24 protein-coding genes and 1 tRNA gene are annotated in these 26,126 nt (G+C 63.5%); 9 read left to right on the top strand and 16 right to left on the bottom strand.

Annotation, left to right across the window (positions count from 1 at the left end):
- Window position 1: 1 nt before the first annotated feature.
- From secD to H597_RS0113510, 5 genes are all read right to left on the bottom strand, one after another.
- The gene (gene secD / locus H597_RS0113530; protein WP_028102617.1) at window positions 2–1,861 is read right to left on the bottom strand and encodes a protein translocase subunit SecD; all 1,860 of its coding nucleotides are present in this window, start codon (window positions 1,859–1,861) and stop codon (window positions 2–4) included.
- Between the two features lie 49 nt (window positions 1,862–1,910).
- A complete protein-coding gene (gene yajC / locus H597_RS0113525; protein ID WP_028102616.1) occupies window positions 1,911–2,237 on the bottom strand; it encodes a preprotein translocase subunit YajC in 327 nt (108 codons plus the stop codon).
- 103 nt (window positions 2,238–2,340) lie between these two features.
- Window positions 2,341–3,480: a tRNA guanosine(34) transglycosylase Tgt gene (gene tgt / locus H597_RS0113520; RefSeq protein WP_028102615.1), complete on the bottom strand. Its 1,140-nt coding sequence runs from the start codon at window positions 3,478–3,480 to the stop codon at window positions 2,341–2,343.
- Window positions 3,481–3,488: 8 nt separating this feature from the next.
- Window positions 3,489–4,514 carry a tRNA preQ1(34) S-adenosylmethionine ribosyltransferase-isomerase QueA gene (queA, locus tag H597_RS0113515; RefSeq protein WP_028102614.1) on the bottom strand — a complete coding sequence of 342 codons (1,026 nt, stop codon included), beginning with the start codon at window positions 4,512–4,514 and terminating at the stop codon, window positions 3,489–3,491.
- 74 nt (window positions 4,515–4,588) lie between these two features.
- The gene (locus tag H597_RS0113510; protein ID WP_028102613.1) at window positions 4,589–5,212 is read right to left on the bottom strand and encodes a hypothetical protein; all 624 of its coding nucleotides are present in this window, start codon (window positions 5,210–5,212) and stop codon (window positions 4,589–4,591) included.
- 46 nt (window positions 5,213–5,258) lie between these two features.
- On the opposite strand from H597_RS0113510, the gene recG reads away from it, so the two are divergent.
- Window positions 5,259–7,337 carry an ATP-dependent DNA helicase RecG gene (gene recG / locus H597_RS0113505; protein ID WP_028102612.1) on the top strand — a complete coding sequence of 693 codons (2,079 nt, stop codon included), beginning with the start codon at window positions 5,259–5,261 and terminating at the stop codon, window positions 7,335–7,337.
- A gap of 1 nt (window position 7,338) precedes the next feature.
- Here the strand turns inward: recG and H597_RS33315 are convergent, their stop codons facing one another.
- Both H597_RS33315 and H597_RS0113495 read right to left on the bottom strand, forming a co-directional pair.
- Window positions 7,339–7,923, bottom strand: coding sequence for a glutaredoxin family protein (locus H597_RS33315; RefSeq protein WP_083941090.1), 585 nt, complete (start codon window positions 7,921–7,923; stop codon window positions 7,339–7,341).
- 14 nt (window positions 7,924–7,937) lie between these two features.
- Window positions 7,938–8,423, bottom strand: coding sequence for a Cif family virulence factor (locus H597_RS0113495; protein WP_028102611.1), 486 nt, complete (start codon window positions 8,421–8,423; stop codon window positions 7,938–7,940).
- A gap of 97 nt (window positions 8,424–8,520) precedes the next feature.
- Between H597_RS0113495 and H597_RS0113490 the strand changes: the two genes are divergently transcribed.
- The 4 genes from H597_RS0113490 to H597_RS33310 all read left to right on the top strand — a co-directional run bounded on the left by H597_RS0113490 (window position 8,521) and on the right by H597_RS33310 (window position 13,327).
- A complete protein-coding gene (locus tag H597_RS0113490; protein ID WP_028102610.1) occupies window positions 8,521–8,895 on the top strand; it encodes a BlaI/MecI/CopY family transcriptional regulator in 375 nt (124 codons plus the stop codon).
- Between the two features lie 4 nt (window positions 8,896–8,899).
- On the top strand, window positions 8,900–10,417 hold the full coding sequence (locus H597_RS0113485; protein ID WP_028102609.1) for a M23/M56 family metallopeptidase: 1,518 nt from the start codon (window positions 8,900–8,902) through the stop codon (window positions 10,415–10,417).
- Window positions 10,418–10,487: 70 nt separating this feature from the next.
- Window positions 10,488–12,551, top strand: coding sequence for a TonB-dependent receptor plug domain-containing protein (locus tag H597_RS30830; protein WP_051293774.1), 2,064 nt, complete (start codon window positions 10,488–10,490; stop codon window positions 12,549–12,551).
- A gap of 68 nt (window positions 12,552–12,619) precedes the next feature.
- Window positions 12,620–13,327: a M23 family metallopeptidase gene (locus tag H597_RS33310; protein ID WP_051293773.1), complete on the top strand. Its 708-nt coding sequence runs from the start codon at window positions 12,620–12,622 to the stop codon at window positions 13,325–13,327.
- Between the two features lie 64 nt (window positions 13,328–13,391).
- Here H597_RS33310 and H597_RS0113470 read toward each other — a convergent pair whose 3' ends face one another.
- From H597_RS0113470 to pyrC, 7 genes are all read right to left on the bottom strand, one after another.
- A complete protein-coding gene (locus H597_RS0113470) occupies window positions 13,392–14,024 on the bottom strand; it encodes a PEP-CTERM sorting domain-containing protein (protein ID WP_211232043.1) in 633 nt (210 codons plus the stop codon).
- A 461-nt stretch (window positions 14,025–14,485) separates the two neighbouring features.
- Window positions 14,486–14,614, bottom strand: a complete 129-nt coding sequence (locus H597_RS36110; protein ID WP_267871887.1) for a hypothetical protein — start codon at window positions 14,612–14,614, stop codon at window positions 14,486–14,488.
- 1 nt (window position 14,615) lies between these two features.
- On the bottom strand, window positions 14,616–15,842 hold the full coding sequence (locus H597_RS0113460) for an MFS transporter (RefSeq protein ID WP_028102607.1): 1,227 nt from the start codon (window positions 15,840–15,842) through the stop codon (window positions 14,616–14,618).
- A 77-nt stretch (window positions 15,843–15,919) separates the two neighbouring features.
- Window positions 15,920–16,414, bottom strand: a complete 495-nt coding sequence (locus H597_RS30820) for a hypothetical protein (protein ID WP_051293772.1) — start codon at window positions 16,412–16,414, stop codon at window positions 15,920–15,922.
- Window positions 16,415–16,496: 82 nt separating this feature from the next.
- Window positions 16,497–17,480, bottom strand: a complete 984-nt coding sequence (locus H597_RS0113450; protein WP_028102606.1) for a Gfo/Idh/MocA family protein — start codon at window positions 17,478–17,480, stop codon at window positions 16,497–16,499.
- Window positions 17,481–18,287 (bottom strand): DUF3025 domain-containing protein, encoded by an 807-nt coding sequence (locus H597_RS0113445; protein WP_028102605.1) that lies wholly within the window; start codon window positions 18,285–18,287, stop codon window positions 17,481–17,483.
- Window positions 18,288–19,337 (bottom strand): dihydroorotase, encoded by a 1,050-nt coding sequence (gene pyrC / locus H597_RS0113440; RefSeq protein WP_028102604.1) that lies wholly within the window; start codon window positions 19,335–19,337, stop codon window positions 18,288–18,290.
- 130 nt (window positions 19,338–19,467) lie between these two features.
- Between pyrC and H597_RS0113435 the strand changes: the two genes are divergently transcribed.
- Together H597_RS0113435 and H597_RS30815 are read left to right on the top strand one after the other, a co-directional pair.
- A tRNA-Arg gene (locus tag H597_RS0113435) sits at window positions 19,468–19,539 on the top strand.
- A gap of 18 nt (window positions 19,540–19,557) precedes the next feature.
- Window positions 19,558–21,822, top strand: coding sequence for a hypothetical protein (locus H597_RS30815; RefSeq protein ID WP_051293771.1), 2,265 nt, complete (start codon window positions 19,558–19,560; stop codon window positions 21,820–21,822).
- A 14-nt stretch (window positions 21,823–21,836) separates the two neighbouring features.
- On the opposite strand, the gene H597_RS0113425 is transcribed toward H597_RS30815, so the two are convergent.
- A complete protein-coding gene (locus tag H597_RS0113425; RefSeq protein ID WP_028102603.1) occupies window positions 21,837–22,562 on the bottom strand; it encodes an amino acid ABC transporter ATP-binding protein in 726 nt (241 codons plus the stop codon).
- Between the two features lie 136 nt (window positions 22,563–22,698).
- Here H597_RS0113425 and H597_RS0113420 point away from each other — a divergent pair, with 136 nt between their 5' ends.
- Window positions 22,699–23,970: a dicarboxylate/amino acid:cation symporter gene (locus H597_RS0113420; protein WP_028102602.1), complete on the top strand. Its 1,272-nt coding sequence runs from the start codon at window positions 22,699–22,701 to the stop codon at window positions 23,968–23,970.
- A 128-nt stretch (window positions 23,971–24,098) separates the two neighbouring features.
- Window positions 24,099–24,629: a hypothetical protein gene (locus H597_RS0113415; protein ID WP_154668099.1), complete on the top strand. Its 531-nt coding sequence runs from the start codon at window positions 24,099–24,101 to the stop codon at window positions 24,627–24,629.
- 29 nt (window positions 24,630–24,658) lie between these two features.
- Here the strand turns inward: H597_RS0113415 and H597_RS0113410 are convergent, their stop codons facing one another.
- Window positions 24,659–26,125, bottom strand: coding sequence for a M20 family peptidase (locus tag H597_RS0113410; protein WP_035374161.1), 1,467 nt, complete (start codon window positions 26,123–26,125; stop codon window positions 24,659–24,661).
- Window position 26,126 lies beyond the last annotated feature (1 nt).

The raw sequence follows: 26,126 nt of genomic DNA, 5'->3' as shown, positions 1-26,126 counted from the left end.
TTTAGTTCGCTGGTTTCCAGACGGTGCCGATCGACAGCGACTGCAGCTTCTTCTTACGGCCGTACCACAGGTTCACCACGCCGCGCGAAACGAAGACTGCGGAGAACATGGAGGTCAGGATACCCAGGCTGTGCACCACGGCGAAGCCGCGCACCGCGCCGGAACCGAACACCAGCAGCGCGATACCCACGATCAGGGTGGTCACGTTGGAGTCCAGGATGGTGTGCCAGGCGTGTTCGAAGCCGGCGGCAATCGCCGACTGCGGGTTGGCGCCGTTGCGCAGCTCTTCCCGGATACGTTCGTTAATCAGCACGTTGGCGTCGATCGCCATACCCAGCGCCAGCGCAATTGCCGCGATACCCGGCAGGGTCAGCGTGGCCTGCAGGCGCGACAGCACTGCGATCAGCAGCAGCAGGTTGACGGCCAGCGCCAGCACGCTGAAGGCGCCGAACATCATGTAGTAGACAATCATGAAGACAGCGATGGCGGCGAAGCCGTACATCGTGGAGTGGAAGCCCTTGGCGATGTTTTCCGCGCCCAGGGCAGGACCCACGGTGCGCTGCTCGATCACTTCCATCGGGGCGTACAGGGCGCCGGCGCGCAGCAGCAGCGCCAGTTCGGCGGAGTTCTCCGCATTGCCCATGCCGGTGATCTGGAAGCGGCTACCCAGTTCGCTCTGGATGGTCGCCACGGACAGCACTTCGGCCTTCTTTTTCTCGAACAGCACGATGGCCATCTTCTTGCCGACGCGGTCGCGGGTGGCCTGGCGCATCTTGTGGCCGCCGTCGCCGTTCAGGTCAATGCTCACGGCAGGCTGCTGGTTCTGGTCGAAGGTGGCGGTGGCGCTGGAAATGTAGTCGCCGGACAGCACCACATCCTTGGTCAGCACGACTGGCACGCCCTTGCCGGAGGTGAACAGTTCGGAGTTGTACGGGATGGCCGCGGTCAGCTCGGTGCCCGGGGTGACGCTTTCGTCGACCATGCGCACTTCCAGCGTGGCGGTGCGGCCGATGATGTCCTTGGCGTGGGCGGCATCCTGCACGCCTGGCAGCTGCACCACGATGCGGTCGGCTCCTTGCTGCTGGATCACAGGTTCGGACACACCCAGTTCGTTCACGCGCTTGCCCAGGGTGGCGATGTTCTGCTGCACGCCGTTGTCCATGGTGGCTTTCAGGGCCGCCGGTTTCAGGGTCGCGACCAGGCGCAATTCGTCGCCTTCGGTGACGTCAACCACGTTCAGGTCAGGTTGCTGGTCCTGGATGATGGCCTTGGCCTTTTGGCGCAGCGCGTCTTCGCGGAACTTGATGACGACGGAGTCGCCTACGCGATCAACGCCGGCATGGCGTACTTCTTTCTCGCGCAGCTGGGATTTGATGGCAGCCTGGATACCCTGGATACGCTTGCTCAGCGCGGCCTGGGTGTCGACCTGCATCAGGAAGTGCACGCCGCCGCGCAAGTCCAGGCCCAGGTACATCGGCAGTGCGCCGACCGCGCGCATCCAGTCCGGGGTATTCGACACCAGGTTGACGGTGACGACATAGGCGGGATCGCTCGGGTCCGGGTTCAGGCCTTTTTCAAGTGCCAGGCGGCCTTTGAACTGGGCGTCGGTATCGCTAAAGCGGGCGCGCACATACGTGTGCATGCCTTCGCCGTCCAGCGCGACGCCGTCGTTCTTGACGTTCGCTTGTTTCAGCAGCGTGTCCACCTGGGTCGCCAGCGCGCGCGTGACCTTCGTGGTCGTCTTGGCGCTGGTGATCTGCAGTGCGGGTGTCTGGCCGAAGTAGTTGGGCGCGGTGTACAGGGCGCCCAGCAGCACCACGACGGCGATGAGGATGTATTTCCAGATTGGATAACGGTTCATAGTCTTCAGCATTCAGGAGCGGGCGGCGCTTTGCCTCCCACTCCGGTTATCACAGGCTCTTCAGGGTGCCTTTCGGCAGCTGGGAGGAGATGGCGTGCTTTTGCACCCATACTTCGGTGCCCTGGGATACTTCGATGGCCACGTTCTGGTCGTTCACCTTGGTCACTTTGCCCATGATGCCGCCAATGGTCACCACTTCGTCGCCCTTGGCCAGGGCTTCCATCATGGTTTTCTGCTCTTTCGCGCGCTTTTGCTGCGGGCGAATCATCACGAAATACATGACGGCGAGCATACCGACCAGGATAACGATATTAGGCAGGCCGCCGAATGCGCCTGCGTCGGCTGCGGTCTGTGCGTATGCGTTGGAAATGAACACGGTGACTCCAGGGTTCTAGTTAAAAACGAGTTGAGTAAAAATCAAGCGGTGTATTCTAGCACCGCCGGTGCTGCCCACCTATATATAGGCGGACAGCCGGGATTTAAATACCACGGGCCCGGTCGGCATGGAATTGCTGTACCCAGTCAGGGAACCGGTCCGCATCCAGGGCATCGCGCATCTGTTGCATGATGTCGAGGTAGTAATGCAGGTTGTGGATGGTGTTCAGGCGCGCCCCCAGGATTTCCTGGGCACGGTGCAGATGGTGCAGGTAGGCGCGGCTGAAATTGCGGCAGGCGTAGCAGGAGCAGGTCGGGTCGAGCGGCTCCTTGTCATTCTTATAACGCGCATTCTTGATCTTGATGTCGCCGAAGCGGGTGAAGATCCAGCCGTTGCGGGCATTCCGGGTCGGCATCACGCAGTCGAACATGTCGACGCCGTTGGCCACGCCGTTCACCAGGTCCTCCGGCGTGCCGACGCCCATCAGGTAGTGCGGCTTGTTTTCCGGCAGGCGCGGGCCGACGTGCTGCAGGATGCGCATCATGTCTTCCTTCGGCTCGCCCACCGACAAGCCGCCGATCGCCAGGCCCGGGAAGTCGATCTTTTCGAGGCCTTCCAGCGATTCGTCGCGCAGGTTCTCGTACATGCCGCCCTGGACGATGCCGAACAGCGCGTTCGGGTTCTCGCCGGCCTTGAACTCGTTCATCGAGCGCTGCGCCCAGCGCAGCGACATGCGCATCGACTTGGCCGCTTCTTCCAGCGTGGCCGGACGGCCGTCGATTTCATACGGGGTGCATTCGTCGAACTGCATCACGATGTCGGAATTCAGCACGCGCTGGATCTGCATCGAGATTTCAGGGGACAGGAACAGCTTGTCGCCATTGATCGGCGAGTTGAAGGTCACGCCCTCCTCGGTGATCTTGCGCATTTCGCCCAGGGAGAACACCTGGAAGCCGCCGGAGTCGGTCAGGATAGGCTTGTCCCAGCCCATGAAGCCGTGCAGGCCGCCGAACTTGGACATCACGTCGTTACCTGGACGCAGCCACAAGTGGAAGGTGTTGCCGAGGATGATCTGGGCGCCGATTTCCTTCAGCTCCAGCGGCGACATGGCCTTGACCGAACCGTAGGTACCGACCGGCATGAAGATCGGCGTCTGCACCTCGCCGTGATTGAGCTTGACCGTGCCGCGGCGGGCGTGGGTCTTGCCGGTGGTGTCTTTTTTAATCAGTTTAAATTCCAGCATGGTGTTCCTTATGCTCGGTTGTCTGTCGTCAGCAGCATGGCGTCGCCATAGCTGAAGAAGCGGTATTCGTTGGCGATCGCGTGCTGGTAGGCGTGGCGGATCTCGGTAAAGCCCGCGAAAGCGCTCACCAGCATCAGCAGGGTCGATTTCGGCAGGTGGAAGTTGGTGACCAGGCGGGTCACCGTCTTGAATTTGTAGCCGGGGGTGATGAACAGGGCGGTGTCCGCGCTGCCGGCTTCCAGCTGACCGTTCTGCGAAGCCGATTCCAGCGCGCGCAGCGAAGTCGTGCCGACCGCCACCACGTCGCGGCCGGCGGCGCGCGTTGCGCGCACCGCGTCCACGGTTTCCTGCGGCATGGTGTACCACTCGGTGTGCATCTTGTGCTCGGTCAGGTTTTCGGTGCGCACCGGCTGGAAGGTGCCGGCGCCCACGTGCAAGGTCACATAGGCGAACTGGACGCCCTTGTCCTTGAGTTTTTGCAGCAGGGCTTCGTCGAAGTGCAGACCGGCGGTTGGCGCGGCGACGGCGCCCGGCACCTTGTTGAACACGGTCTGGTAGCGCGTCTCATCCACCTCGCCCGGCGCGTGCTCGATGTAGGGCGGCAGCGGCAGGCGGCCGTACTGTTCGATCAGGTCGAACACGTCGGCCTCGAAATGCAGGGTGTAGAACTCGCCGGCGCGCTCGCCAACGGTGACGTCGAAGGCATCGGCCAGGCGGATCTTCACGCCCGGGCCGGGCGACTTGGAGGCGCGCAGCTGGGCCAGCACGGTGCGGGTGTCCAGCACGCGCTCCACCAGGGCCTCGACCTTGCCGCCGCTGTCCTTGATGCCGAAGAATCGGGCTTTCAGCACGCGGGTGTTGTTCATCACCAGCAGGTCGCCGGCTTGCAGCTGGTCGACGATGTCGGTGAACTGGCGGTCGTGCAGGGTCTTGCCGTCCACGTGCAGGAGGCGCGACGCGCTGCGGTCCGGCAGCGGGAACTGCGCAATGCGCTCTGGCGGCAGGTGGAAATCGAAATCGGATAGCGAATACATGACAGGCTAGTAAAACTGTTGGGCAACCCTCTATTTTACGTCATTTGCCCAAAAATCACGCAAAACTTGCCCGATCAGTGCCCCATGACTTGCTCCGCCTGTTGCCGGGCCAGCCATTCATTGAACTGGGAGCCCGGGCATTGGGCGGCGACGCGCATCCATTTGAGCTCCTTGTCGTAGGCGCCGAGGGAGCCGAACACGCTGTACGAGGCCAGCCGCTGGGCCGCCCCACAGTCGCCCCGGCTGGCGCGCGCCTCTAGCGAGGGAATCTTCAGCGCTGGGATGCTGTAGACATGGTTTCCCTCGTCATTGGGCAGGTCTTCGCTGGCCCAATCGAGGACCTGCTTGCGCGCCGCGCGCGGTAGTTCACTGAACTCCGGCGTTTGCACCCGGCGCGCGAAAGTTTGCTGGACTGGCAGCTCATCGGCCGCGGCAACGTCCACCGGGCCGCCGTGCAGGATCATCATCTGGTAGTACGCCAACCGGTCGGCGGCGGGCAGTTGCTGTCCGCCGGCGTCCCGTTGCGGCAGCCCCCAGAACTGCGCGCGCAGCGCCGTGCGCGCCGCCTTGTTCGCCGCCAGCGACGGGCTGCCGGCGCCGCGCGTGATGTAGAGGTCCAGCGCGGCAAACGCGCAAAATGCCGCGCCGACCAGCACGATCGCGCCGTCCAGGGAGAGGGAACGCAGGTCAGGTCTCATCGTCTTTCAGTTAGAATCCAAGCCTGGTGTTTATACCATGCCCAACATGCCGGAAACGAAGCAAAAGAAACCTACCGCCGCCAAAAAGCCGGCCGCCACCGCCGAGAACAAGCTCGCCAAGCTTGGCCTGCGCACGGACATGGACCTGGTGCTGCACCTCCCCATGCGCTACGAGGATGAGACGGAAGTCCTGACCGTCCGCGAAGCCTGCATGCGCGGCGGCGAAGTGTCCCAGGTGGAAGGCGTGGTCACGTCCAACGAGATCGCCTACAAGCCGCGCCGCCAGCTGCTGGTGCATATCGCCGACGAGACGGGCGATATCCAGCTGCGCTTCATGAATTTCTACGGCAGCCAGGTCAAGCAGCTGGCCGAGGGCACCCGGGTGCGGGCGCGCGGCGAAATCCGGCATGGTTTCTTCGGCGCCGAGATCGTGCACCCGGCCTACAAGATCGTCAACGAAGGCGCCCCACTGCCGACGTCGCTCACCCCGGTCTACCCTTCCGGCGAAGGCTTGTCCCAGCTCGTGCTGCGGCGTGCGATCGCGGACGCGATGAAGCGCGTGGACTGGACCGACACCCTGCCGCCGGAACTGGTCAAGACGATGCGCCTGCATCCGCTGGAAACAGCGGTGCGCACCCTGCACTACCCGCCGGCGCAGGTCGACGAGAATGCGCTGATCGACCGCACGCACCCGGCCTGGACGCGCGTGAAGTTCGACGAACTGCTGGCGCAGCAGCTGTCGCTGAAACGGGCGCAGCGCGCCCGCCGCGCCAAGGGCGCCGCCGTGCTGGGCAAGGCGGGAACGCTATCGTCCGCCTTCGAAGCCTCGCTGCCGTTCAAGCTGACCAAGGCGCAGCAGCGCGTGCTGAAGGAGATCCGCGACGACCTGAAACAGCCCTACCCGATGCAACGCCTGCTGCAGGGCGATGTGGGCAGTGGCAAGACCATCGTGGCCGCGCTGGCGGCCGCGCAGGCGATCGACAGCGGCTACCAGGCCGCCCTGATGGCGCCAACCGAAATCCTGGCCGACCAGCATTTCCGCAAGATCGCCGCCTGGCTGGAACCGTTGGGCGTTAAAGTCGCCTGGCTGACCGGCAGCCTGAAAAAGAAAGCGAAGGAGGCCGCCTATGCCCTCGTCGAATCGGGCGAGGCACAGCTTGTGATCGGCACCCACGCCATCATCCAGGACACGGTGCAGTTCGCCAAACTGGGGCTGGTAATCGTCGATGAGCAACACCGCTTCGGTGTCGGCCAGCGCCTGACCTTGCGCAACAAGGGCAATGGCGACAATGTGCCGCACCAGCTGATGATGTCGGCCACCCCGATCCCGCGCACCTTGGCCATGACCTATTACGCCGACCTGGAAGTGTCGGTCATCGACGAGCTGCCGCCCGGCCGCACGCCCATCGTCACCGCCGTGGTGGACCAGAACCGGCGCGACGAGGTGATCGCCCGCGTGCATGCCGCTGCGCAGGAAGGCCGCCAGGCCTACTGGGTTTGTCCGCTGATCGAAGAGTCGGAAGCCTTGCAGCTGCAGACGGCCACCGAAACGTACGAAACGCTGGCCGCCGCCCTGCCCGACCTGCGGGTCGGCCTGGTGCACGGCCGCCTGAAGCCCGCCGAGAAGGCGGAGGTGATGGATGCCTTCATCTCCGGCGATATCCACGTCCTGGTGGCCACCACGGTGATCGAGGTCGGCGTCGACGTGCCCAATTCTTCGCTGATGGTGATCGAGCATGCCGAGCGTTTCGGCCTGTCGCAGCTGCACCAATTGCGCGGCCGCGTGGGCCGCGGCTCGGCGGCATCGGTCTGCCTGCTGCTCTACCAAAGCCCGCTCGGCCCGGTGGCCAAGCAGCGCCTGATGACCATGCGCGAAACCACGGACGGCTTTGAGATTGCGCGCCGCGACCTGGAAATCCGTGGCCCGGGCGAATTCCTCGGTTCGCGCCAGTCGGGCCAGGCCATGCTGCGCTTTGCCGACCTGGAAACGGACGGCTGGCTGGTCGACCAGGCGCGCGATGTCGCGCACGCCCTGCTGCATGAAGCAACGCCCGCCAACCAGGCCACGGTGGAAGGCCACCTGGAGCGCTGGCTGGGCGGGCGCGAGGAATTCCTGAAAGTCTGACTTAGTGCTTTTCGAGCGCGGCGATCAGCGCTTCATAGTCCAAGCCCTCCTGCAAGCGTTTGCCGCGCACCACGAACAAGGGATAGCCGCCGCCGTGCAGGTCGGCGTACTCGCGGGCACAGCGCATGTCTTTTTCCGCGTCGCAGTTGGTATAGGGGATGTTATTCTCGGCGAACATCGCCTTGGCCGCATTGCAGTATCCGCACCACTCGGCGGAATACAGGATCAGGTCACTGCGCCTGGCGCCGACTGCGGCCTGGCGCAAGCGGGCGTCGACCGGCCCTTCGCTTTGGGCCATCGCCTCGCCTTGCGTGAACTCGATCTTTATACCGCGCTTGCTTTGGTAGATTTGCGTTGCCGCCCATCCGAGCACAACGAACAGGATGATCTTAAACAGCGTGCCCAAGTCCCATCCCTGCTTCACCACCACTTCCTCATGGCGTACACGGGCCGGCGTCGGCGCGCCGGCGCTCGTATCGCCCGCCTTGGCATAGCAGACGCCACATGCGGGGCACTGCCATTCAGGATTGGTCGCATCCTTTGGACGCACATGGCTGCATTTGGGGCAGATGATCGTTCGATTCATTTTCTATCCAGATCTTAGTTCTTGCCGGTCGGCGTAGCGACCAGCGATTCCACTTCCGCTGTGAGCGATATGATACGCGGTACGCCGTTGACCAGCGCGATCTCAGCCTTCTGCTTGCTGCGTGACTCCATGCGTTCCCCGGGCAGCAGCACCATTTCCTTGGCGATGTCGCGCGCGGTGGCGCTGTGGCCATTGGCTGCTACCTGCACTTCGCGGTTGCTGACTTCATAAGTCGACTGCAGCTGGACTTTCCACAACGCTTCCAGCATGGCCTTGTATTCGGGCACGCTCATGCGCGACAGCCCGCCGCCGGTACCCGGCATCGATACCATGATCAAGGCATTGGGCGCGAAATTGGCCACCAAACCATCCGAATCATGGCGCTGGGCTGCGCTCTCGATATTGCCCATGAGTGCGGAAACGTCCGCTTCCGTAAGGCGCTTGCCGCTGCACCCAGCGACGGAAGCAACAAGTGTGATGATGATTGCAAGTTTATTCATAAATTCAATAATACCGCATGTGACAGGTGTCGCATAAAATCCTTGCATTCATGTGACAGCTGTCGCACAATGCCGTCATACGTCACAAGGAGCCCCTATGGCCATTCCATCGATTACCGAACTGACGCTGCTCAAGGCCCTGTGGAAGCAGCAACCGCTCAGCACCCGTGAAATCCACGAACGCGTGGAAGAGGAACTGGCCTGGACCTATTCATCGACGCGCAAGACCCTGGAACGCATGCTGGAAAAAGGCATGATCAGCCAGCATTCGGCCCACGGTATGAACGTATACGCGCCAGTACTCGAAAAGGTTGAAACGCTGGCCGCATTTGCCCACGATTTCAGCCATCGCGTGATGGAAATGAACGCGCCGCTGCCCGTGAATATGTTCACCGGCTCGAAGCTGGTGAACCAGCATGAGCTGAAAGAGCTGGAGCAGCTGCTCAGCGAGTGGCCGGAAGAAAAGGAGTAAGACGATGCTCGCATTGATGTTCCTGCAGGCCAGCATCGCCAGCCTGCTGGCCGGCGCCGGCGCCTGGCTCCTGCTGCACGCCGCCAGCCGGGTGTGGCCCGGCCTAGCGGCAAGGCGTACGCCCTGGTTGTTGGCGGTAGCCGCCGTTGCAGGCAGCCTGGCGCTCGGCGTATTGCCCTTGCCCTCGCGCCCAAGCATCGTGCCGGACATCGTACTGCCAGCAGTTCTGGAACCCATTCCGCATACGCAAGCGGCAAGTGCCGCCGGCCAGGACGCCGCGTTCGATGATCATGGCGCCATGTCCATCGCGCCCGCCCCGGTCCTGCGCTGGGTAAGCTATGCCTGGCTGGCCGCCTATCTCGCCGGGTTGCTCGCGGCTGCCGCACGCTGGATGCTTGCCAGGCGCCGGCTGAACGCCCTGCTCGCGGCCGCGCAACGCCTGAACCGCGCCGACCTGGCCGCCCACCCCGGCTTCGCCGGTCAGCAACACGGTCTACCGGAAGTACGTGAAATCGACGCCCCCATCGCCCCCATGCTGGTAGGCCTGGCGCACCCCGTCCTGCTGCTGCCGCGCCACTTGCGCGACTTCGACGCCGGGCAGCAGCGCCTGGTCGTGGAGCATGAATTGACGCACCTGGCGCGCCGCGATCCGCTGTGGATGCACCTTAGCTTCCTGCTGCAGACCATGCAGTGGTTCAATCCCATGGTGGCCAGCCTCGGACGGCAAATGGCATGGGCACAGGAACTGGGCTGCGACCGCACCGTCCTGCACGGCCGTCCAGCCGCCCAGCGCCGCGCTTATGCCGCCGCGCTGCTCGCGCAAATGCGCATGCAAGCCCTGCCAGGCCAAGGCGGCGCGCTTGCCTTCGGCGGCCGCGTGGTGAACGTTGTCGCCGCCCGCATCGGCATGATACGCGACGGGGTGCCCGCCATGCCGCGCGCTGTGACGGGCGCGTTGGGCTGGGCCGCGCTGCCTTGCATCCTGGTGGCGAGCCTGTTGCTGCAGCCTGCGCTGGCCTGGCAACTCGACATGCCTGGGGTCGTCCCTGAGACGCCGCCCGCGCCCGAAGCCTCCCCGTGGCAAGCCCCGCTGGAACAGATGCGCGTCAGCGCCTTCTTCGGCGTCAAGCATGCGCCGACCGGCCGCCTACACGGCGGCATGGACTTCGCGGTGCCAACCGGTACACCCATCACCGCCCCGGCCGACGGCATCGTTGTCGCATCCACCAATCGCTACTTGGGCGAAGACAAATGGGGCGAGGTAGTCGCCATCGAGCACCCCGGCGGCCTGCGCTCCGTGTACGCCCATATGGAAAGACGCCTGGTGAAGGAAGGCGAGCGGGTGGCTGCCGGCCAGCGCATCGGCACCAGCGGCGCCAGCGGCAAAGCCACCGGCCCGCACCTGCATCTGGAGGTCAGCCGCAACGGCGAGAATATCGACCCGCAAATCCTGCTTGGCAACTTGGAAGCCAACGCCACCAAAACAGCGCGGCAACGCCTGAAGGCCGCCCGCGCCAACTAAACCACAGCGCCGTCCCTGAAGCCCTGCCGGGCGCCGCCCGGCAGCGGCGGCGCTCACCCTGAGAAAACGCATGAAGAAGACCATTCTGATGCTGGCCGCCGCGCTGGCGGGCCAAGCCGCATCCGCGCAACCGGTTGTGGAGATCAAGACCGCCCGCATCGACCAGCGACAGGAAGCTACCGCCAGCACCCTGGTGCTAACGCGTGAAGACCTGGCCGCGAACGGCGACCGCAGCCTGGCCGACGCCTTGCGCCGCGTACCGGGGATCACGGTCAGCGATGGCGCCGGCATCCGCATGCGCGGCCTGGGCAACGGCTACACACAGCTGCTCTTGAATGGCCAGCCGGCGCCCAACGGCTTCTCCCTCGACAGCCTGCCGCCCGAGCTGATCGAACGCGTTGAGGTCCTGCGCAACGCCTCCGCCGTGCTGGGTACGCAAGGCATTGCCGGCACCGTCAACATCGTGCTGCGCAAGTCCGTCCGCCGCAGCAACCAGGAAGTGCAGTTGGGCATGGACAGGCGGCATGGCGAGTGGTCGCCCCGCTTCAGCGCGCAATCGACCGGCAAGGCGGAAGACTGGTCGCACAACGTCAGCCTTGTGCTGGCACGGCCCAATACACCCGCCAGCCGCACGATCACCGAGAGCGCACCCGGCATGCTGCGCACCACCAGCTCGCACGAAGACAATCGCGGCACATCGCTCAACCTGAGTCCCCGCTTGAACTGGACCAGCTCCGGCGGCGACAGCGTTGCCCTGCAAAGCCTGCTCACCCTGGGCCACCGCGATATCGGCTACCGCTCGCATGAGGATGTGCAGCTCGGCGAATCCGGCGATTTCGCCGATGTGGCCAGCCGCTTCCGCATGCGCAACGCCCTCTTGCGCAGCGAGCTGGAATGGCAGCGCACGCTGGCCGCCGACGCGCAGTGGGAACTCAAGCTTGGCGCCAGCACGGCCCCGCGCGCCACCGACTTCGACTTCAGCGGCATGCCGCTGGCCGGCACAGGCCCGACGCGGCGCCATGTCGACGGCGACATTCGCGAACATGGCTTCAACTACGCCGGCAAATATTCCCACCCCTTCGGCAACGGCCATGCCCTGGTGATGGGCTGGGACGGTTCCGCCATCCAGCGCATGCAGACCCGTGTCGAACATGAATACAACGACCAGGGCGCGCTCAACTTCCTGCGCGACGACCGCTACGACGGACGCATCGAACGCCTGGCAGCCTTTGCGCAGGATGAATGGAAACAGGGACGCGACTCCTGGTCCGCCGGCCTGCGCTGGGAAACCATGCGCACCGCAGCGCACGACCGCACCAGCCTGCCGGTGCACGTGAACAGCAAGGTCGCCAGCCCGGTACTCGGGTGGATGCGGCAATTGGACGGCCAAAGCCAGCTGCGGGTGGGCGCCAGCCGTACCTACAAGGCGCCGAATATGCTCGACCTGATTCCGCGCCGCTTCACCTCCGACAACAACAACAGCCCCACCAATCCAGACAACCAGGGCAATCCGGCGCTGCGCCCCGAACTGGCCTGGGGTCTGGACGCCGGCATCGACTACTACTTCGCCAAGGACAGCCTGCTCAGCGCCAGCATTTACGCGCGTGACATCGACAACGTCATCCTGTACCCGGTGTATCGCGACGGCGAGCGCTGGATTTCGATGCCGGCCAATGGCGGCGGCGCGCGCGTCTACGGCCTGGCGCTGGAAGCGCGCGTACCGCTCACGCCGACGCTCTCGCTGCGCGCGAACGCCAACTTCAACCGCTCGCGCCTGGACAGCGTCCCCGGCCCGGACAACCGGCTCGCCGAGCAAACGCCGCTGAGCGGCTCGGCGGTCCTGCGCTACAAGCAGGGCGCGCTGGCGTTCGAGGCCGAGTTTTCCTACGAGGCCGGCGGTCCGGCGAGCGAGTCGGCCACCATGATTTCGACAGCGCCTTACCAGCGCAAAGTCGACCTGCGCGCGGCCTGGAGAATCGCGCCGGGCCGGGAGGTGCGTCTCGCCTTATCCGATGTATTGCATCCGGCCCGCACGGCGGTCGAACGTTATGAGGACGCGAGCTGGCGCCAGACCGCCATCCGCACCCACGGCGGCGCAACGTTGCGCCTTAACTACACCTGCAACTTCAACTAAGGAAATAAATCTTGTCTGTTACCTACGAATTTGCCAGATCACACCCAGTGTGCGACACTCGCCCGCTTATGTCTAAGATCACCAACATCCTGCTACTGGCCGTGCTGGCCGCTGCCCATATCGTGCAACCTGCCGCCGCGATGCCGGAGCCATTGGATATCCCGCCGCCGCAGGAAGTGAAAGAACCGCTCGCGCTCGACGTGAAGGAGCCGGTCAAGGAAGCGCCGTCGGCGCAATGGCGCCTGCCGCTCGAAGGCGGCCGCGTCAGCAGCTTCTTCGGCGCTTCGCGCGGCCGCCGCGCGCATGGCGGCATCGACTTCTCCGTGCCGCGCAACACCCCGGTGATGGCGACCAACGACGGCACCGTCGTCGCTTCCGGCATGGGCTACCTGGGCGACCGCAAATATGGCAACGTGGTGGTGATCGAACATGAAGGCGGCCTGCGCTCGCTGTACGCCCACCTGAACAAGCGCAATGTGAATATCGGCGACACGGTTGCGGCCGGCGAGTTGATCGGCCTGTCCGGCGCCACCGGCCACGCCACCGGCCCGCACCTGCACCTGGAAGCCTACCAGGACGGCACCCGCATCGACCCGAACCGCTTCATGCTGGCCAACCTGGAAGACACCGCGCTGGCATCGGCCATGCACGCCAAGCGCACCGGCGTGGAAGAAGTCCCGCCGGCGCCGCACAGCAAGGACAAATCCGGCGGCAAATCGTCGAAAAAGAAGACGCAAGTCGCCCAGAAATCCAGCAAGTCGCACAAGCGGGCCTGAGCGAGCCGCCGGCAAGAAAAAACGGAGCACATATGCTCCGTTTTTTTTCGTGCCAACGCCTGGATCAGGACTGGCGCTTGCGGCGGGCGGCGGCGATGCCGGCCAGGCCGAGGCCCAGCAGGGCGAGCGATGCCGGCTCCGGAACATCGTTCGCCGGCGAAGCGCCGATCACGATCGAGATCGATTCATGGCTGACGCTGTCGGTGATCTTATAAGTGCCTTGCGTCAGGCCCAGGCTGGCGAAGGTGCCGGCCGTGATCCAGGAAATGTCAGGAGTCCAGCTTGCCCCCACCAAGTCGGCGGCACGGACGCCGATGCCAGGCAGGCGTGCGCCCGTATTGTCCGAATAGGTTGCGAACGAGGTGTTGCCGCTGCGGGTCCAGTTGAAGGCGCTGGAGGTGAACATATTGCCAAGCCAGGGATTGAGGTCCGTGCCTGCATGGAAGGTGAATCCGCGGTCGACGTTCCCCTTGATGGTATCGCCCATGATGTCGGACTCATCGCCGTCATGATGCTCGAAACCAACGCCACCCCAAACGCTCGAACCAACCGCGACCAAGTTGGCAGTATTCAGCACACCCGACGATTGCATGACGACATTGCCGCCTACCTGGGAAAACTGGAACACAACACCAGCCTGGGCTTGGCCCATGGCGGCAACAGCAAGTGCAACTGCAGCGATCAGCTTCATTTTCATGTTCAAGGCACCTTTTCGAAAGAAATTAAAAATTACAGGTGGCAATGCATAAAGCATCTTTCATGCCACTAATTTAAGTATCTGATTCTTATTGAAATACCAAAATTGCCGGTGCCTTAATGTAAAGAAAACCGACAGGTTGCAATGATGATGAAATCTGCACAGCAATTTTTCCGAAGGCCATGAAATATGTGCTGAAATTCCAAACCAGATAGCGGATTTCTGCATAATATTTCCCGCTTAAAAAAGGCGGGTACCCCTTTCTCGCACAGATTTTCGAGAAGTCTTACAGGCGACGCAACATGTGCACCGTTTGGACAGAAATTCGGGGTCAGGTCTGTCATTCGGACAGATAGCCCTATCATTTGATCAATATCAAAGCACGAAATCCGTCGATTTTGCGTCTTGAGAAATATCAAACAAGCGGTTTGCGTGTCCAAATGACAGACCTGACCCCGAATTTAGAAGCAGAGGTAAATGCGGGTGGCAAGGTCGAGCATGAAGGATGGCTGCAGATATGCCATGAACGCCAAGGCCAGCACAGCTGCGGCCAGGGCCCACAGGCCGATGCGGAGCAGCTGCTGCTTCATGTCATGCCGCCTTGAGCCGGGGCTCGCCGCGCACCAGCGGGCGCTCGTCGATCGGCAGGTTGGCCAGGCCTGCAAGCACGCCAAGGCCGAGCGTAATACCCCACACCACGTTATAACTCCCCAGCCTGTCGAACAGGTAGCCGCCCAGCCATACGCCAATGAAGCTGCCCACCTGATGCGAGAGGAATACCGCACCAGCCAACATCGACATATGCTTCAGGCCGAACACGCCGGCGATGATGCCGTTGGTGAGCGGCACCGTGGCCAGCCACAGGAAGCCGATCGCCGCCGCGAAGATGTAGACAGTCCACTGCGACAACGGCGCCAGCAAGAACAGGCCGATCACCACGGAGCGGGAGAAATAGATCGTGGACAGCAGGTAGCGCTTCGGCACTTTGCCGCCCAACTGCCCGGCGGTAAACGATCCGAAGATATTGAACAAGCCGATCAGCGCCAGCGCCATCACCGCCACGCCCGGCGTAACGATGCCCTTGTCTTTCAAGTAGGCAGGCAGGTGCGCTCCAATAAAGATCAACTGGAAGCCGCACACGAAGTAGCCGGCGACCAGTAGCAGAAACGAGCGGTTGCCCAGCGCCTCGCGCATGGCTTCGCCGACGCTTTGCTGCGGGCCGCTTGCCGCCGCCTCGTGCTTCGGCTCGCCCATGAAGGATGTCATGGGGATCATCAGCAGGAATACCAGGCCGGCCAGTACGTAAAAGGCATGCTGCCAGCCGATCGATGAAATCAGTTGCTGCTCGACCGGCATCATGAGGAACTGGCCGAAGGAACTGGCCGCGCCCGAAACGCCGAAGGCCCAGGAGCGTTTTTCCACCGGGGCTGCGCGCCCGATGATGCCGCTCACCGCGCCGAAGGCGGTGCAGGCCAGGCCAAGGCCGATGAATATGCCGGAACCGGCGATGAATAGCGCTGGCTGGGTCACCATGGCCATCCACAGCAGTCCCGCCATGTAGGCGAAGGCGCCGGCAATCACGACGCGCCGGGTCCCCCAGCGGTCCGCCACCATACCGGCCAGGGGACCAAATGCGCCCCACATCAGGTTTTGCAATGCCAGCGCGAGCGAATAGGTTTCGCGGCTCCAGCCGTTGGCTTGCGAAATGGGCTGCATCCAGAAGCCGAAGCCGTGCCGCACGCCCATCGACAGGGTCAGCACGACGCCCGTCGACAGCAAGATCGTCTTGAGGTTCAGTTGGCGGTCGTTGTCGTGCATGGCGTGCATCCTGGCTGGCTAAGAGAGCCAGTGTAAAGGATGCCGCCGTTTCCTGCTGACGGCCGCTCAGGATGGCCTCAGCGTGCCCAGTAGCTGATGCGGCCCTTCAGGGTGATGTTGCCGGCGCCGGTCACCATGTCTTCGCCGCCCAGCAGCTGGCCGCCGCCGCTTGCAAACATATAGCGCCCGGTGCCGCCCACGATCTGGAACGAGGCGCCGCTGAATGCGTAGTTGGTGCCCTGGCCGGTCGGCACGAACTGGCCGCTGTAGTCGGCGAATAGCTGGTCGCCGGACTGGGTCATGATGATGAAGCGGCCGCGGTCGAAGTTGAAGATCGGGCCATTCGGGGTAATGCAATCGCTCGCGACAAAGGCTACGCGTCCCAGCGGGCTGCTGTTGCCATGGCCGGTGATCGTGCCGCCGAATTTGCTCGCGCAGCGCGCCATCGGGCCGGGCATTTCCTGGATCACGCCGGCCACTTCAAGGTCGGTCGTGGTCCAGTGCGCAGAAGCGGCGCCGGATGCCAATGCCAGCGCCACGCCGCCCGCCAGCTTCAGGAATGCTTGATGCATATACCCTCCCAATCGAAGTTAAAATTCGATGATAGCTTTTTGCTAATTTTAGGGCTATGATTTTTTTGTACAGAGTTGTCGTTTAATCGACAACATAGCGGACGCCGATCTGCGCCCGCAATTCGTCCAGAATGCCCATCAGGGCGACGCTTTCATCGAGCGGCATTTCCGGACTTTCCAACAGGCCTTCGCGCAGGCAGCGCCCTACTTCCATCGCCTCGTGCGCATAGCCGTTGCCGATGCGGGGGTAGTGGAATTCGCGCTCGCCGCCGCGGTTCAGTCCAATGGTGAAGCGCTCAGTATGGTGGAAACGGCCGTGCAGGCGCAGGTAGCCTTTGTCGCCGCAGATGGTCAGGGTGGTCGGGGTCCAGGCGCTCAGGCTGCAGCTGCAGGCCGACAGTGCGCCGCCTTCGTGATGCAGGACGAAGCTGGCTTGCATGTCGACACCGGCCGGCGTCAGTTCGCCGTAGCCGCGCACGCCCTTGACGGGGCCGAGGAAGAAGGCCGCCATCGATAGCGGGTAGATGCCCAGGTCCAGCAGGGAACCGCCGCCCAGCGCGGGATTGAACAGGCGGTGCTCGGGGCCGGCATCGGCCGGAAAGCCGAAATCGGCCTGCAGGCTGCGCACATTGCCGATCTCCCCCATGTCGATCATGCGTTTGGCTTCCAGCATGGCGGGCTGGAAGCGCGTCCACATCGCTTCCATGACGAACAGCTTGCGTTCGCGCGCCAGGCTGGCGATTTCCTGCGCTTGACGGCGGTTCAGGGTGAAGGCCTTTTCGACCAGCAAAGCCTTGCCGCCCTGCAGGCACATGATGGCGTTTTCGTGGTGCATGGCGTGCGGCGTGGCGATGTAGACCGCGTCCACGCCGGCATCATCGGCCAGTGCCTGGTAATTGCCGTGGGCGCGCTTGACGCCGTACTGCGCGGCGAATTCGCTTGCGCTCTCGAGGCTGCGCGAGGCGACCGCCGCCAGTTCGACATCGGGGACTTCGCGCAGCGCCGTGGCAAAAGCCTTGGCGATCTTGCCGGTGCCGAGGATGCCCCAGCGAATGACCTTGTCCATTCAACCCTCCTTGTGCGCGGGCCTCCGCTTGGCGCGGAAGACCGTTTCGTCTTCGTAAAAGGCCTCGTCCTGCTGCGGCCACCAACCAGGGATGCCCAGTACCGGCAGCGGCGTGAAGCCGCCTTTGGCCAAGCCTTCTTCGGCCAGGCGCTGCGCTTCGGTGCGATCCAGCCAGGCACGGCGCGCGCTGTCGTCGAGCGACCAGTAGTCGCCGCCGGCCAGCACCACGCGCGTATGGGCCGTGATGGCCTTGTATGGCGCCACCAGCTTTTCCATCAGGGCATGGCCGAACAGCCAGAGCTGGGCCTGCGGCCCGAACTGCGCGGCGCGTTCGACGAAGGCTTCGCGCCAGCGGTGGTTGCGCAAGGCGTCCACCAGGGCGGCGCCGTCCGCATCGTCGCGTACCACCAGCAGCGCGGAATTTTCGTCATAGATGGTGGCCGCATCGCGCGCGGGGCCGCGCGACTTGCCGACGCCGTCCTGTGCGATCTGCGCAGCTTGCAAGGCATTGAGCTGGCGTTTGACGAGCGGGAAGGTCAGCCATACCAGGCCGTTGAAGAAGTCGTGCAGGTTGTCGCGGGTGGGCACCTGGCCGGTGGCGCCGATGAATTCTTCGTAGGCCGTGCCTTCAGGCAGGGCGGCTTGCGGCACGAAACGCAGCGGCTGTCCGCTGTGGTTGACCAGCGCCAGCGCCGCCGCCTGTTCGCAGAACGGGGCGACAACACTGGGCAGGGAGAGGTCGATGCGGGAGGCGGCGTCCCGCACCGAGGCGTACCAGGCGCGGGACCAGTCGATCTCCTGGAACACTTAAACCATTTTCCAGTTGATCGTTTCGCCGGCGTTGAGCGGGATCAGTTTCGAATCGCCGAACGGCAGGTCGGCCGGCAGGGTCCACTGCTCGCGCTTCAGGGTGATGGTGCCCTGGTTCGGCTCCAGGCCGTAGAAGGCCGGGCCGTTCAGGGAAGCGAAGGCTTCCAGCTTGTCCAGGGCTCCGGCGCGGGCGAAGGCTTCGGTGTACAACTCCATCGCGTGCAGCGCGGTGTAGCAGCCGGCGCAGCCGCAGGCCGCTTCCTTGGCGCCCTGCGCGTGCGGCGCGGAGTCGGTGCCGAGGAAGAAACGCTCGTCGCCGCTGGTCGCCGCGGTCACCAGCGCCAGGCGGTGCTCTTCGCGCTTCAGCACCGGCAGGCAGTAGTAATGCGGGCGGATGCCGCCCTTGAAGATTTCATTGCGGTTGTACAGAAGATGGTGGGCCGTGATGGTGGCCGCGATCGGGCCTTCCGCTTCCGCCACATATTGCGCGGCATCCTTGGTGGTGATGTGTTCGAACACGATGTTCAGGGCCGGCAGGTCCTTGCGCAGCGGGCGCATTACGCGTTCGATGAAGACGGCTTCGCGGTCGAACAGGTCGATGTCCTGGTCGGTGACTTCGCCGTGCACCAGGAAGGGCAAGCCGACTTCCTGCATGGTCTCCAGCACCTTGTAGCACTTGGACAGGTCGGTCACGCCGGCGTCGGAGTTGGTGGTGGCGCCGGCCGGGTACAGCTTGACCGCGTGCACAAAGCCGCTGTCGGCGGCGCGGATGATTTCATCCGGCGACGTGTTGTCGGTCAGGTAAAGCGTCATCAGCGGCTCGAAGTCCATGCCTTGCGGCAGGGCGGCCAGGATGCGGTCGCGGTAGGCGGCTGCCTGGGCCACGGTGGTGACCGGTGGTTTCAGATTCGGCATCACGATCGCGCGGCCGAACTGGCGCGCGGTGTCCGGCAGGACGCTGGCCATGGTGGCGCCGTCGCGCAGGTGCAGGTGCCAGTCGTCTGGGCGGGTGATGGTGATGCTGTGCGGGATCTCGAAGTCACTCATGGCGGCAGGCTTTCCTATAGAACGAATCCCGCCATTTTACCCTGTCAGCAACAGTATTCCGCCCCTGGCCGCAGATGTGAGTTGCCAAATTCGTTACATTCTGTCAACATACCGCCGCGCTATTTTCTAATTCGGGGTAGTTCAGTGGAAGAACACTCGGCTCCGGACCGAGTGGGCGCCGGTTCGATTCCGGCCCCCGAATCCTCATCCCAGGAATGCAATGCCCAATATAAATTCTGGCTACGCGACCGTCCAACTTGCAAAGGCCCTGGTGGCCGCAGAGCCAAATGAACAACGTATCGGCTCCTGGGTCGCCGTGTTGTCCAACATTCTTTCGCGATCGGCCGAGTACGGGTCGCGCACGCCGTTCAAAAACATCAAAGACATTATTCCCGCATGGGCCACGCTGGAGGTCGTGACTGGCGGTTTCGCGACGGGAAAGCTGCTGGCCGGCGGGCCTTTACTGCCGTTTGAACGCGAATACCTGAAAGCCATTCCCCCGGTAGCCGAGCACCATGAGCGGCAGGCCCTGAACACCTACTTCCTGTCCGACGCCGGCATGGCGCGGCTGCAGGACATGCTGGCCACCGGCTGCTACGAAATCAACGTGCCCGAAGAGGGCGCCCTGCTGGCCGTCGCCTGGCTGGCCGGCCAGGGCCATGCGGAGAAGGCGCGCGAGCTGGTCGAGCAGCTGGCGCCGTTCTTTTCGCGCCTGCGCTTCTATCCTGCCCCGGCCACCGAGCCGCGGCGCCAGGGGCCCGGCGTGTATGTCCAGAGCGCAGGCGCCGTCAAGGAAAGCCTGCAAGCGGTGCGCCCCAACCAGCAGATCCTGGCGCAAAAGGAAGCCGTCACCGTCTGGGCGCCGTTCAATGACCGGGTGGTCGGCCTGTTCGCCGAAACCTATGCCGATGGCTGGCCCTGCCGCACTTACCCCGCGGGCTGGCAGCAGCGGGCCCTCGACCTGCTCAAGGCCTATCCGATCCTGCGCGCAAGGCATCGCCTTTGCCGCAAGCAGGACAAGCCGAACCTGCACTACGCCAAACTGCGCGCGCTGCTGCAGCGCTGCGCCGCCGATCCCGCCTCGCTGACCAGCCGCGATGTCGGCATGGTTCGCGTGATCGTCAACCTGAACATCGAGAAGCATGGCCCGGTGGCAGACGCCAGGCGGGTCTCGCAGCGGAATGCCCAGGCGCGCGATGTCGCGGCGCCGATGCACGACAAGATCGCCGCCCTGGTCGCGGAGCGGATCGCCAAACACCCGCCCGGGGAAGGCATCGACGATGCGCGCCAGCTCAGGGCCGATGTCCTGGAGCAGGAGGCAAGCAGCGCGCTGCCGGCCGGCACCCGCATTCCGCCATCGATCGGCCGCAAGGCCATGCGCTGCCAGCGCGACTCCATCGATGGACTGGTGCGGGCGGGACTCATCACCTCGGGCGAGGTGCTGGCCAAGGTCTTACCTCAGCTAAGCTCAGGCCTGGCCGCCCTCAACATCGAGGAGCCAAGGCTGCGCAGCCTGTACGCCGCCGTCTACCGCGCTTTCCGCCGCCGCCGCTCCCTGCTGCTGCTGAACCTTGAAAAACAGGTCAGGCTGGAGGAGCTGCCATGGGTGTCGGCCGCGGATCAATTCCGCGGCAACGCGCTGTCGCATAAAGATGTGGCAAAGCAGGCGCTGGAGGAAACGGCAACCTTGGCGCTGGCGGCCTTCCCCCATACTCCGCTGCCCAACAAGCTGCTGCAGGAGCTTACCGCGCTCGCCCGCCACGCAGGCGTGGACCTGCCGCTGACAGAGGAATTGGCGACCGATATTTTCATGGGCCAGTTCTCCGGCAAATTCGAAGAGGCCCTTGGCATTGCGGCCGACCTGCTGGACGGAACGCTGTACGCGCGCTACTACGGCATCGACTACAGCATGTTCCGCTCGGCGAATGAAGGCAAAGGCAAGCAGCTCGCATGGTTCCGCCGTCCACGCAACACGCGCGGCCTGGACCTGGCGGGCATCTGCGCCGAGCGCGCCGGCGTGCCGGCCAATACCTGGCGCCCGGCCACCAACGGCATGATCATCGAGCAGCAGCAAGTCCTCACTTCGCAGAATCTCGCCGTCCTGTTCAGCAGGCTGCCGTTGGGCGCGGCGCTGCGCCCGGAACTGCCGCGCCTGAGCCGTCAATGCTTCAAGTGGATCTGCCAGCGCTTGCAGGTGAACGTGCGCGACTGGCACAGCGATGTGATATGCATCAAGAACGCGGCTTATGCATGGCGTCAGATGGTGTTCTTCCTGTCGCTGCAGCCGGAAGCCGAGGTCCAGGCCTTCGTCGACTGGGCCAAGACCTTCCTGGCCGAACAGCAGCCGCAATTCCAGAAGGCGTTCTCACCGGCCTGGCGCGGGCTGCTGGCGGCCATCAATGGCGTGCCGGTCGACCAGGCAATCGGCACCCGCCAATTCCTGGGCTGGTCGGACCGCGGGCACTGGCTGGCCGCCAGCCGCTAGGCCTGCGCTTAGTTTTAGTGGATGATCCGGGCCAGGAAGTCGCGGGCGCGCTCTGAGCGCGGCGCGCCGAAGAACTCGTCCTTGCCGCAGTCTTCGAGGATGCGGCCCTGGTCCATGAACAGCACGCGGTTGGCCACGCGGCGGGCGAAGCCCATTTCGTGGGTCACCACCATCATGGTCATGCCTTCCTGCGCCAGGCCGACCATCACATCCAGCACTTCGTTGACCATTTCCGGGTCGAGTGCGGACGTGGGTTCGTCGAACAGCATGGCCACCGGATCCATGGCCAGGGCGCGGGCGATGGCCACGCGCTGCTGCTGGCCGCCGGAAAGCTGGCTGGGAAACTTGTCCTGGTGCGCCAGCAGACCGACGCGGTCCAGGTATCGCAAGCCCTTCTCATTGGCCTCGTCCTGCGAGCGGCGCAGCACTTTCATCTGGGCCAGGGTCAGGTTTTCCCGCACCGTCAAATGGGGAAACAGCTCGAAGTTCTGGAACACCATGCCGATGTGCGAGCGCAGGGTGGAGAGGTCGGTGCCCTTGGCGCCGACCGAGATTCCGTTGACAATAATTTCACCCTTCTGGAAGGGTTCCAGCCCGTTAACGGTCTTGATCAGCGTCGATTTACCCGATCCCGAAGGGCCGCAGATCACCATGACATCGCCTTTGGCGACCTCGGTGCTGCATTCCGCGAGCACCTGAAAGTTGCCATACCACTTACTTAAGTCTTTAATTGCGATCATCTTTTTCGGGTTTCAGCGAGATTATTCTTGCTTGACAGTGGCCTAGAACCGCAAGGATACTTCGGGACTTGCTTAATAGCTCATCAAAAGCTCTTCATTCTAACGGCAATTCCGCCCCTCTTCAGGAATCTTGCTTATGGCAAACAAAAACCGCCTGACCACATATATCCTCGTCGGCCTGGCGTTGGGTGTCCTTACCGGCTACGCCATCAATGTTTCGCAGACGGCGCCACAAGCGACCAGTTTTGCGGACTATATGTCCCTCATCACCACCCTCTTCCTGCGCCTGATCAAGATGATTATCGCGCCGCTGGTGTTCTCGACCCTGATGGTCGGCATTGCGCGCATGGGCGACACACGGGAAGTCGGCCGCGTCGGCATCAAGACCCTGGGCTGGTTCTTCCTGGCGTCCGTGCTGTCGCTGACGCTGGGCCTGATCATGGTGAACCTGTTCCGTCCCGGCGATGCCCTGCTGGGCCACATTCCGACGGACGGCGCTGCCGCCGCTGCCACGCTGCAAACGTCCAGCCTGTCGCTCAAGGAATTCATCACCCACCTGGTGCCCTCCTCGATCATCGACGGCATGGCGAAGAATGAGATCCTGCAGATCGTCGTGTTCTCGCTGTTCTTCGGTACCGCTGCCGCCGCTGTCGGCGCGAAAGCGGAACCGCTGGTCGACGCCGTGGATGGCGTGGCGCACATCATGCTGAAGGTCACCGGCTACGTGATGCAGTTCGCACCGTTCGCCGTGTTCGCCGCCGTTTCCGGCACCATCGCCAAGAGCGGCGTCGGCGTGCTGCAAACCTACGGCGTGTTCATGGCGGAGTTCTACCTCTCGATCGGCATCCTGTGGGCGATCCTGATCTTCGCCGGCTTCTTGTTCCTGGGCAAGCGCGTCATGAAGCTGATGTCGGAAGTCAAGGAGCCAACCTTGCTGGCCTTCTCGACCGCCTCCTCCGAAGCCGCCTTCCCGAAAACCCTGGAAGGCCTGGAGCGCTTCGGCGTGCGTAACCGTATCGCCGCATTCGTACTGCCCATCGGCTACTCCTTCAACCTGGATGGCTCGATGATGTACTGTACCTTCGCCACGGTGTTCATCGCCCAGGCGTACGGCATCAATATGGACATGGGCACCCAGATCACGATGATGGCTGTGCTGATGCTGACCTCCAAAGGCATGGCCGGCGTGCCGCGCGCATCGCTGGTGGTGATTGCCGCCACGCTGTCGCAGTTCAAGATTCCGGAAGCGGGCCTGGTCCTGCTGCTGGGTATCGACCACTTCCTGGACATGGCCCGTTCCGCAACCAATGTGGTCGGCAACTCCATCGCCACCGCCGTGGTAGCGAAGTGGGAAGGTGAACTGACCAATACAGACGACAGCACCCTGGCCAATCGCCCGCTGCCATAAGCTGGCGTCAGGCCACCAGAAAAGCCGCCCGGTTGGGCGGCTTTTTTCAAGCATTCCCTGCCAGCCTTTCGCCGCGCATTAGCGCATTCGATGCCTGCTCCAGCCAACAATAACCGAAATCCACTGAAATGAAAAAACTACGCATCTTACTCATCGCGACCTTGGCCTCCGCCCTCCAGATCGCCCAGGCGGTGCCCGTCAACGAGACGAATCTCGATGACTTCCGTGCTTATGGAATGAGTTCTTGCAAGAAGAATTTCGTCCGTGCCCCCGGCGAGGAACTCGTCTGCTCCTGCACCGACGAGAAAGTTGTCGCAGCCTTCCGCGCGGCCGATTGGGAAACGGGAGCGATGACCAGCGCGAACGACAAAGCGCAATTCACGGCATTGCACAAGACAGCCATGACGCAGTGCCGCTACAAGTACGAAACGGCGTCTTATGCGAAAGAGCAGGCCGACCTGTGCAAAGCAAATATTGAGCGGCTCCCGCCCTTTGCCAAACTCGATGCGCCCGGACGCGCCAACGCCTGCGAATGCCTGGGACGCAAAATCAGCGAGCAGGCCTACGGCACCGACGATAAGAATTTTGCTTTCAATAAGAACCTGGACTACGCTGCGTTCATGCCTGCCGCCTTGGCAAGCTGCGCAGCAGGCAAGTAAAAGCATCCCCGCCGAGTGCGGGGATTTTTTCAAGCGCTGTTTTTCAACAGCTGGTGGTAGAAGCGGATCATGTCGGCGTAGCCTTTGACCGACATGCGTTCATTGGTGCCATGGAAGCGTGGCAGGTCTTCCGGCTTGGCCCGTACCGGGCCGAATTTCAGCACGCTGTCGCTCATGCCGCTGAAGTAACGCGAATCGGTGGCGCCGATCATCAGGCCCGGCGCCACGATCACGTCCGGGAATACCTGGCGGATGGTGCGGTTCACCATCGCATACGGTGCGCCATCCAGACGCGCCACACGCGACGCCTCGGTATTGAAGCTGCCTTCGGGCGTGATGCGGATTTTGTCGTTGCCGATCACCTGATGCATATGCTGCTCGACTCCAGCCAGCGTATCGCCCGGCAGCAGGCGGAAGTTGACGACAGCGCTCGCCGTACCGGGCAATACATTGTCCTTCACGCCCGCGTTGACGATGGTCAGCGCGGTGGTGGTGCGCACCAGGGCGTTCACGCTCGGCGTTTTGGTCAGCATGCGTTCCAGCATGGGCTTGAAGAGCCAGAAGTTCGATAGCGCCACGCGGTTCATGCCCGTCATCTCGGGCGCCATGGTTTCGAAGCTTTGCTGCGGCAGGCCTTCCATGCGCACCGGCATCGGGTGCGCTTCCAGCGCGCCCAGGGCCCGGCTCATCATGCCGATCGCGGTTTCCTGCGGTGGCATCGAGGAGTGGCCGGGGGCGGTATCGAGTTCCAGCTTGTAACTGGCGTAGCCCTTCTCCGCCATGCCGATCATCGCGGCGCCCGGTGCCAGCCCCGGCACCATGCCGTGCACGATCATCAAGCCTTCATCGAGCACGTAATCGAGTTTGACGCCGCGCGACTTGAGCAGCTCGGCGATGTGCGCGGCGCCACGCTTGCCGCCGACTTCCTCGTCGGCGCCATAGGCCAGGTAGATGGTGCGGCGCGGCTGGTAGCCGGAGGCCAGCAGCATTTCGATGGCCTCCATCTGTGCGTACAGGTTGCCCTTGTCGTCCCACGCGCCGCGGCCCCAGATGAAGCCATCGTGCACGATGCCGCCGAAAGGCTGCTGCTCCCAGCTCTTTTCGGTGCCGGGGGCGATCGGCACCACGTCCTGGTGCGCCATCCACATCACCGGCGCGGCCTTCGCGTCGCTGCCCTGCCAGGTATAGAGCAGCGCCTTGCCGTTGACGTTTTCGCGCTTCAGCGCAGCGTGTACGCGGGGGAAGCTGGCTTGCAGATGGGCGTGCAGTTTGTCGAATTCAGCGGCGTTGGCGCCCGCGTCCTTGTAATCGGAAATGGTCATGAAGCGCAGGGCTTCGCCCAGGCGCTGCGCCGCCGCGGTTTCGTCGACTGCCAGTGCCGGCAGCTTTTCCACCGCCAGCTGGCGGCTGCCGCTGCGCGCTGTATTGACGCCGACTGCGACCGCCACGAGGCCGATTGCCGCAAGGGCTACCGCCAGAACCTTTTTCACCGCCATC

It is taken from the genome of Pseudoduganella violaceinigra DSM 15887 (genome assembly GCF_000425385.1).
Lineage (GTDB): Bacteria > Pseudomonadota > Gammaproteobacteria > Burkholderiales > Burkholderiaceae_D > Rugamonas > Rugamonas violaceinigra.
This window is presented reverse-complemented; position numbering and strand designations above follow the sequence as displayed.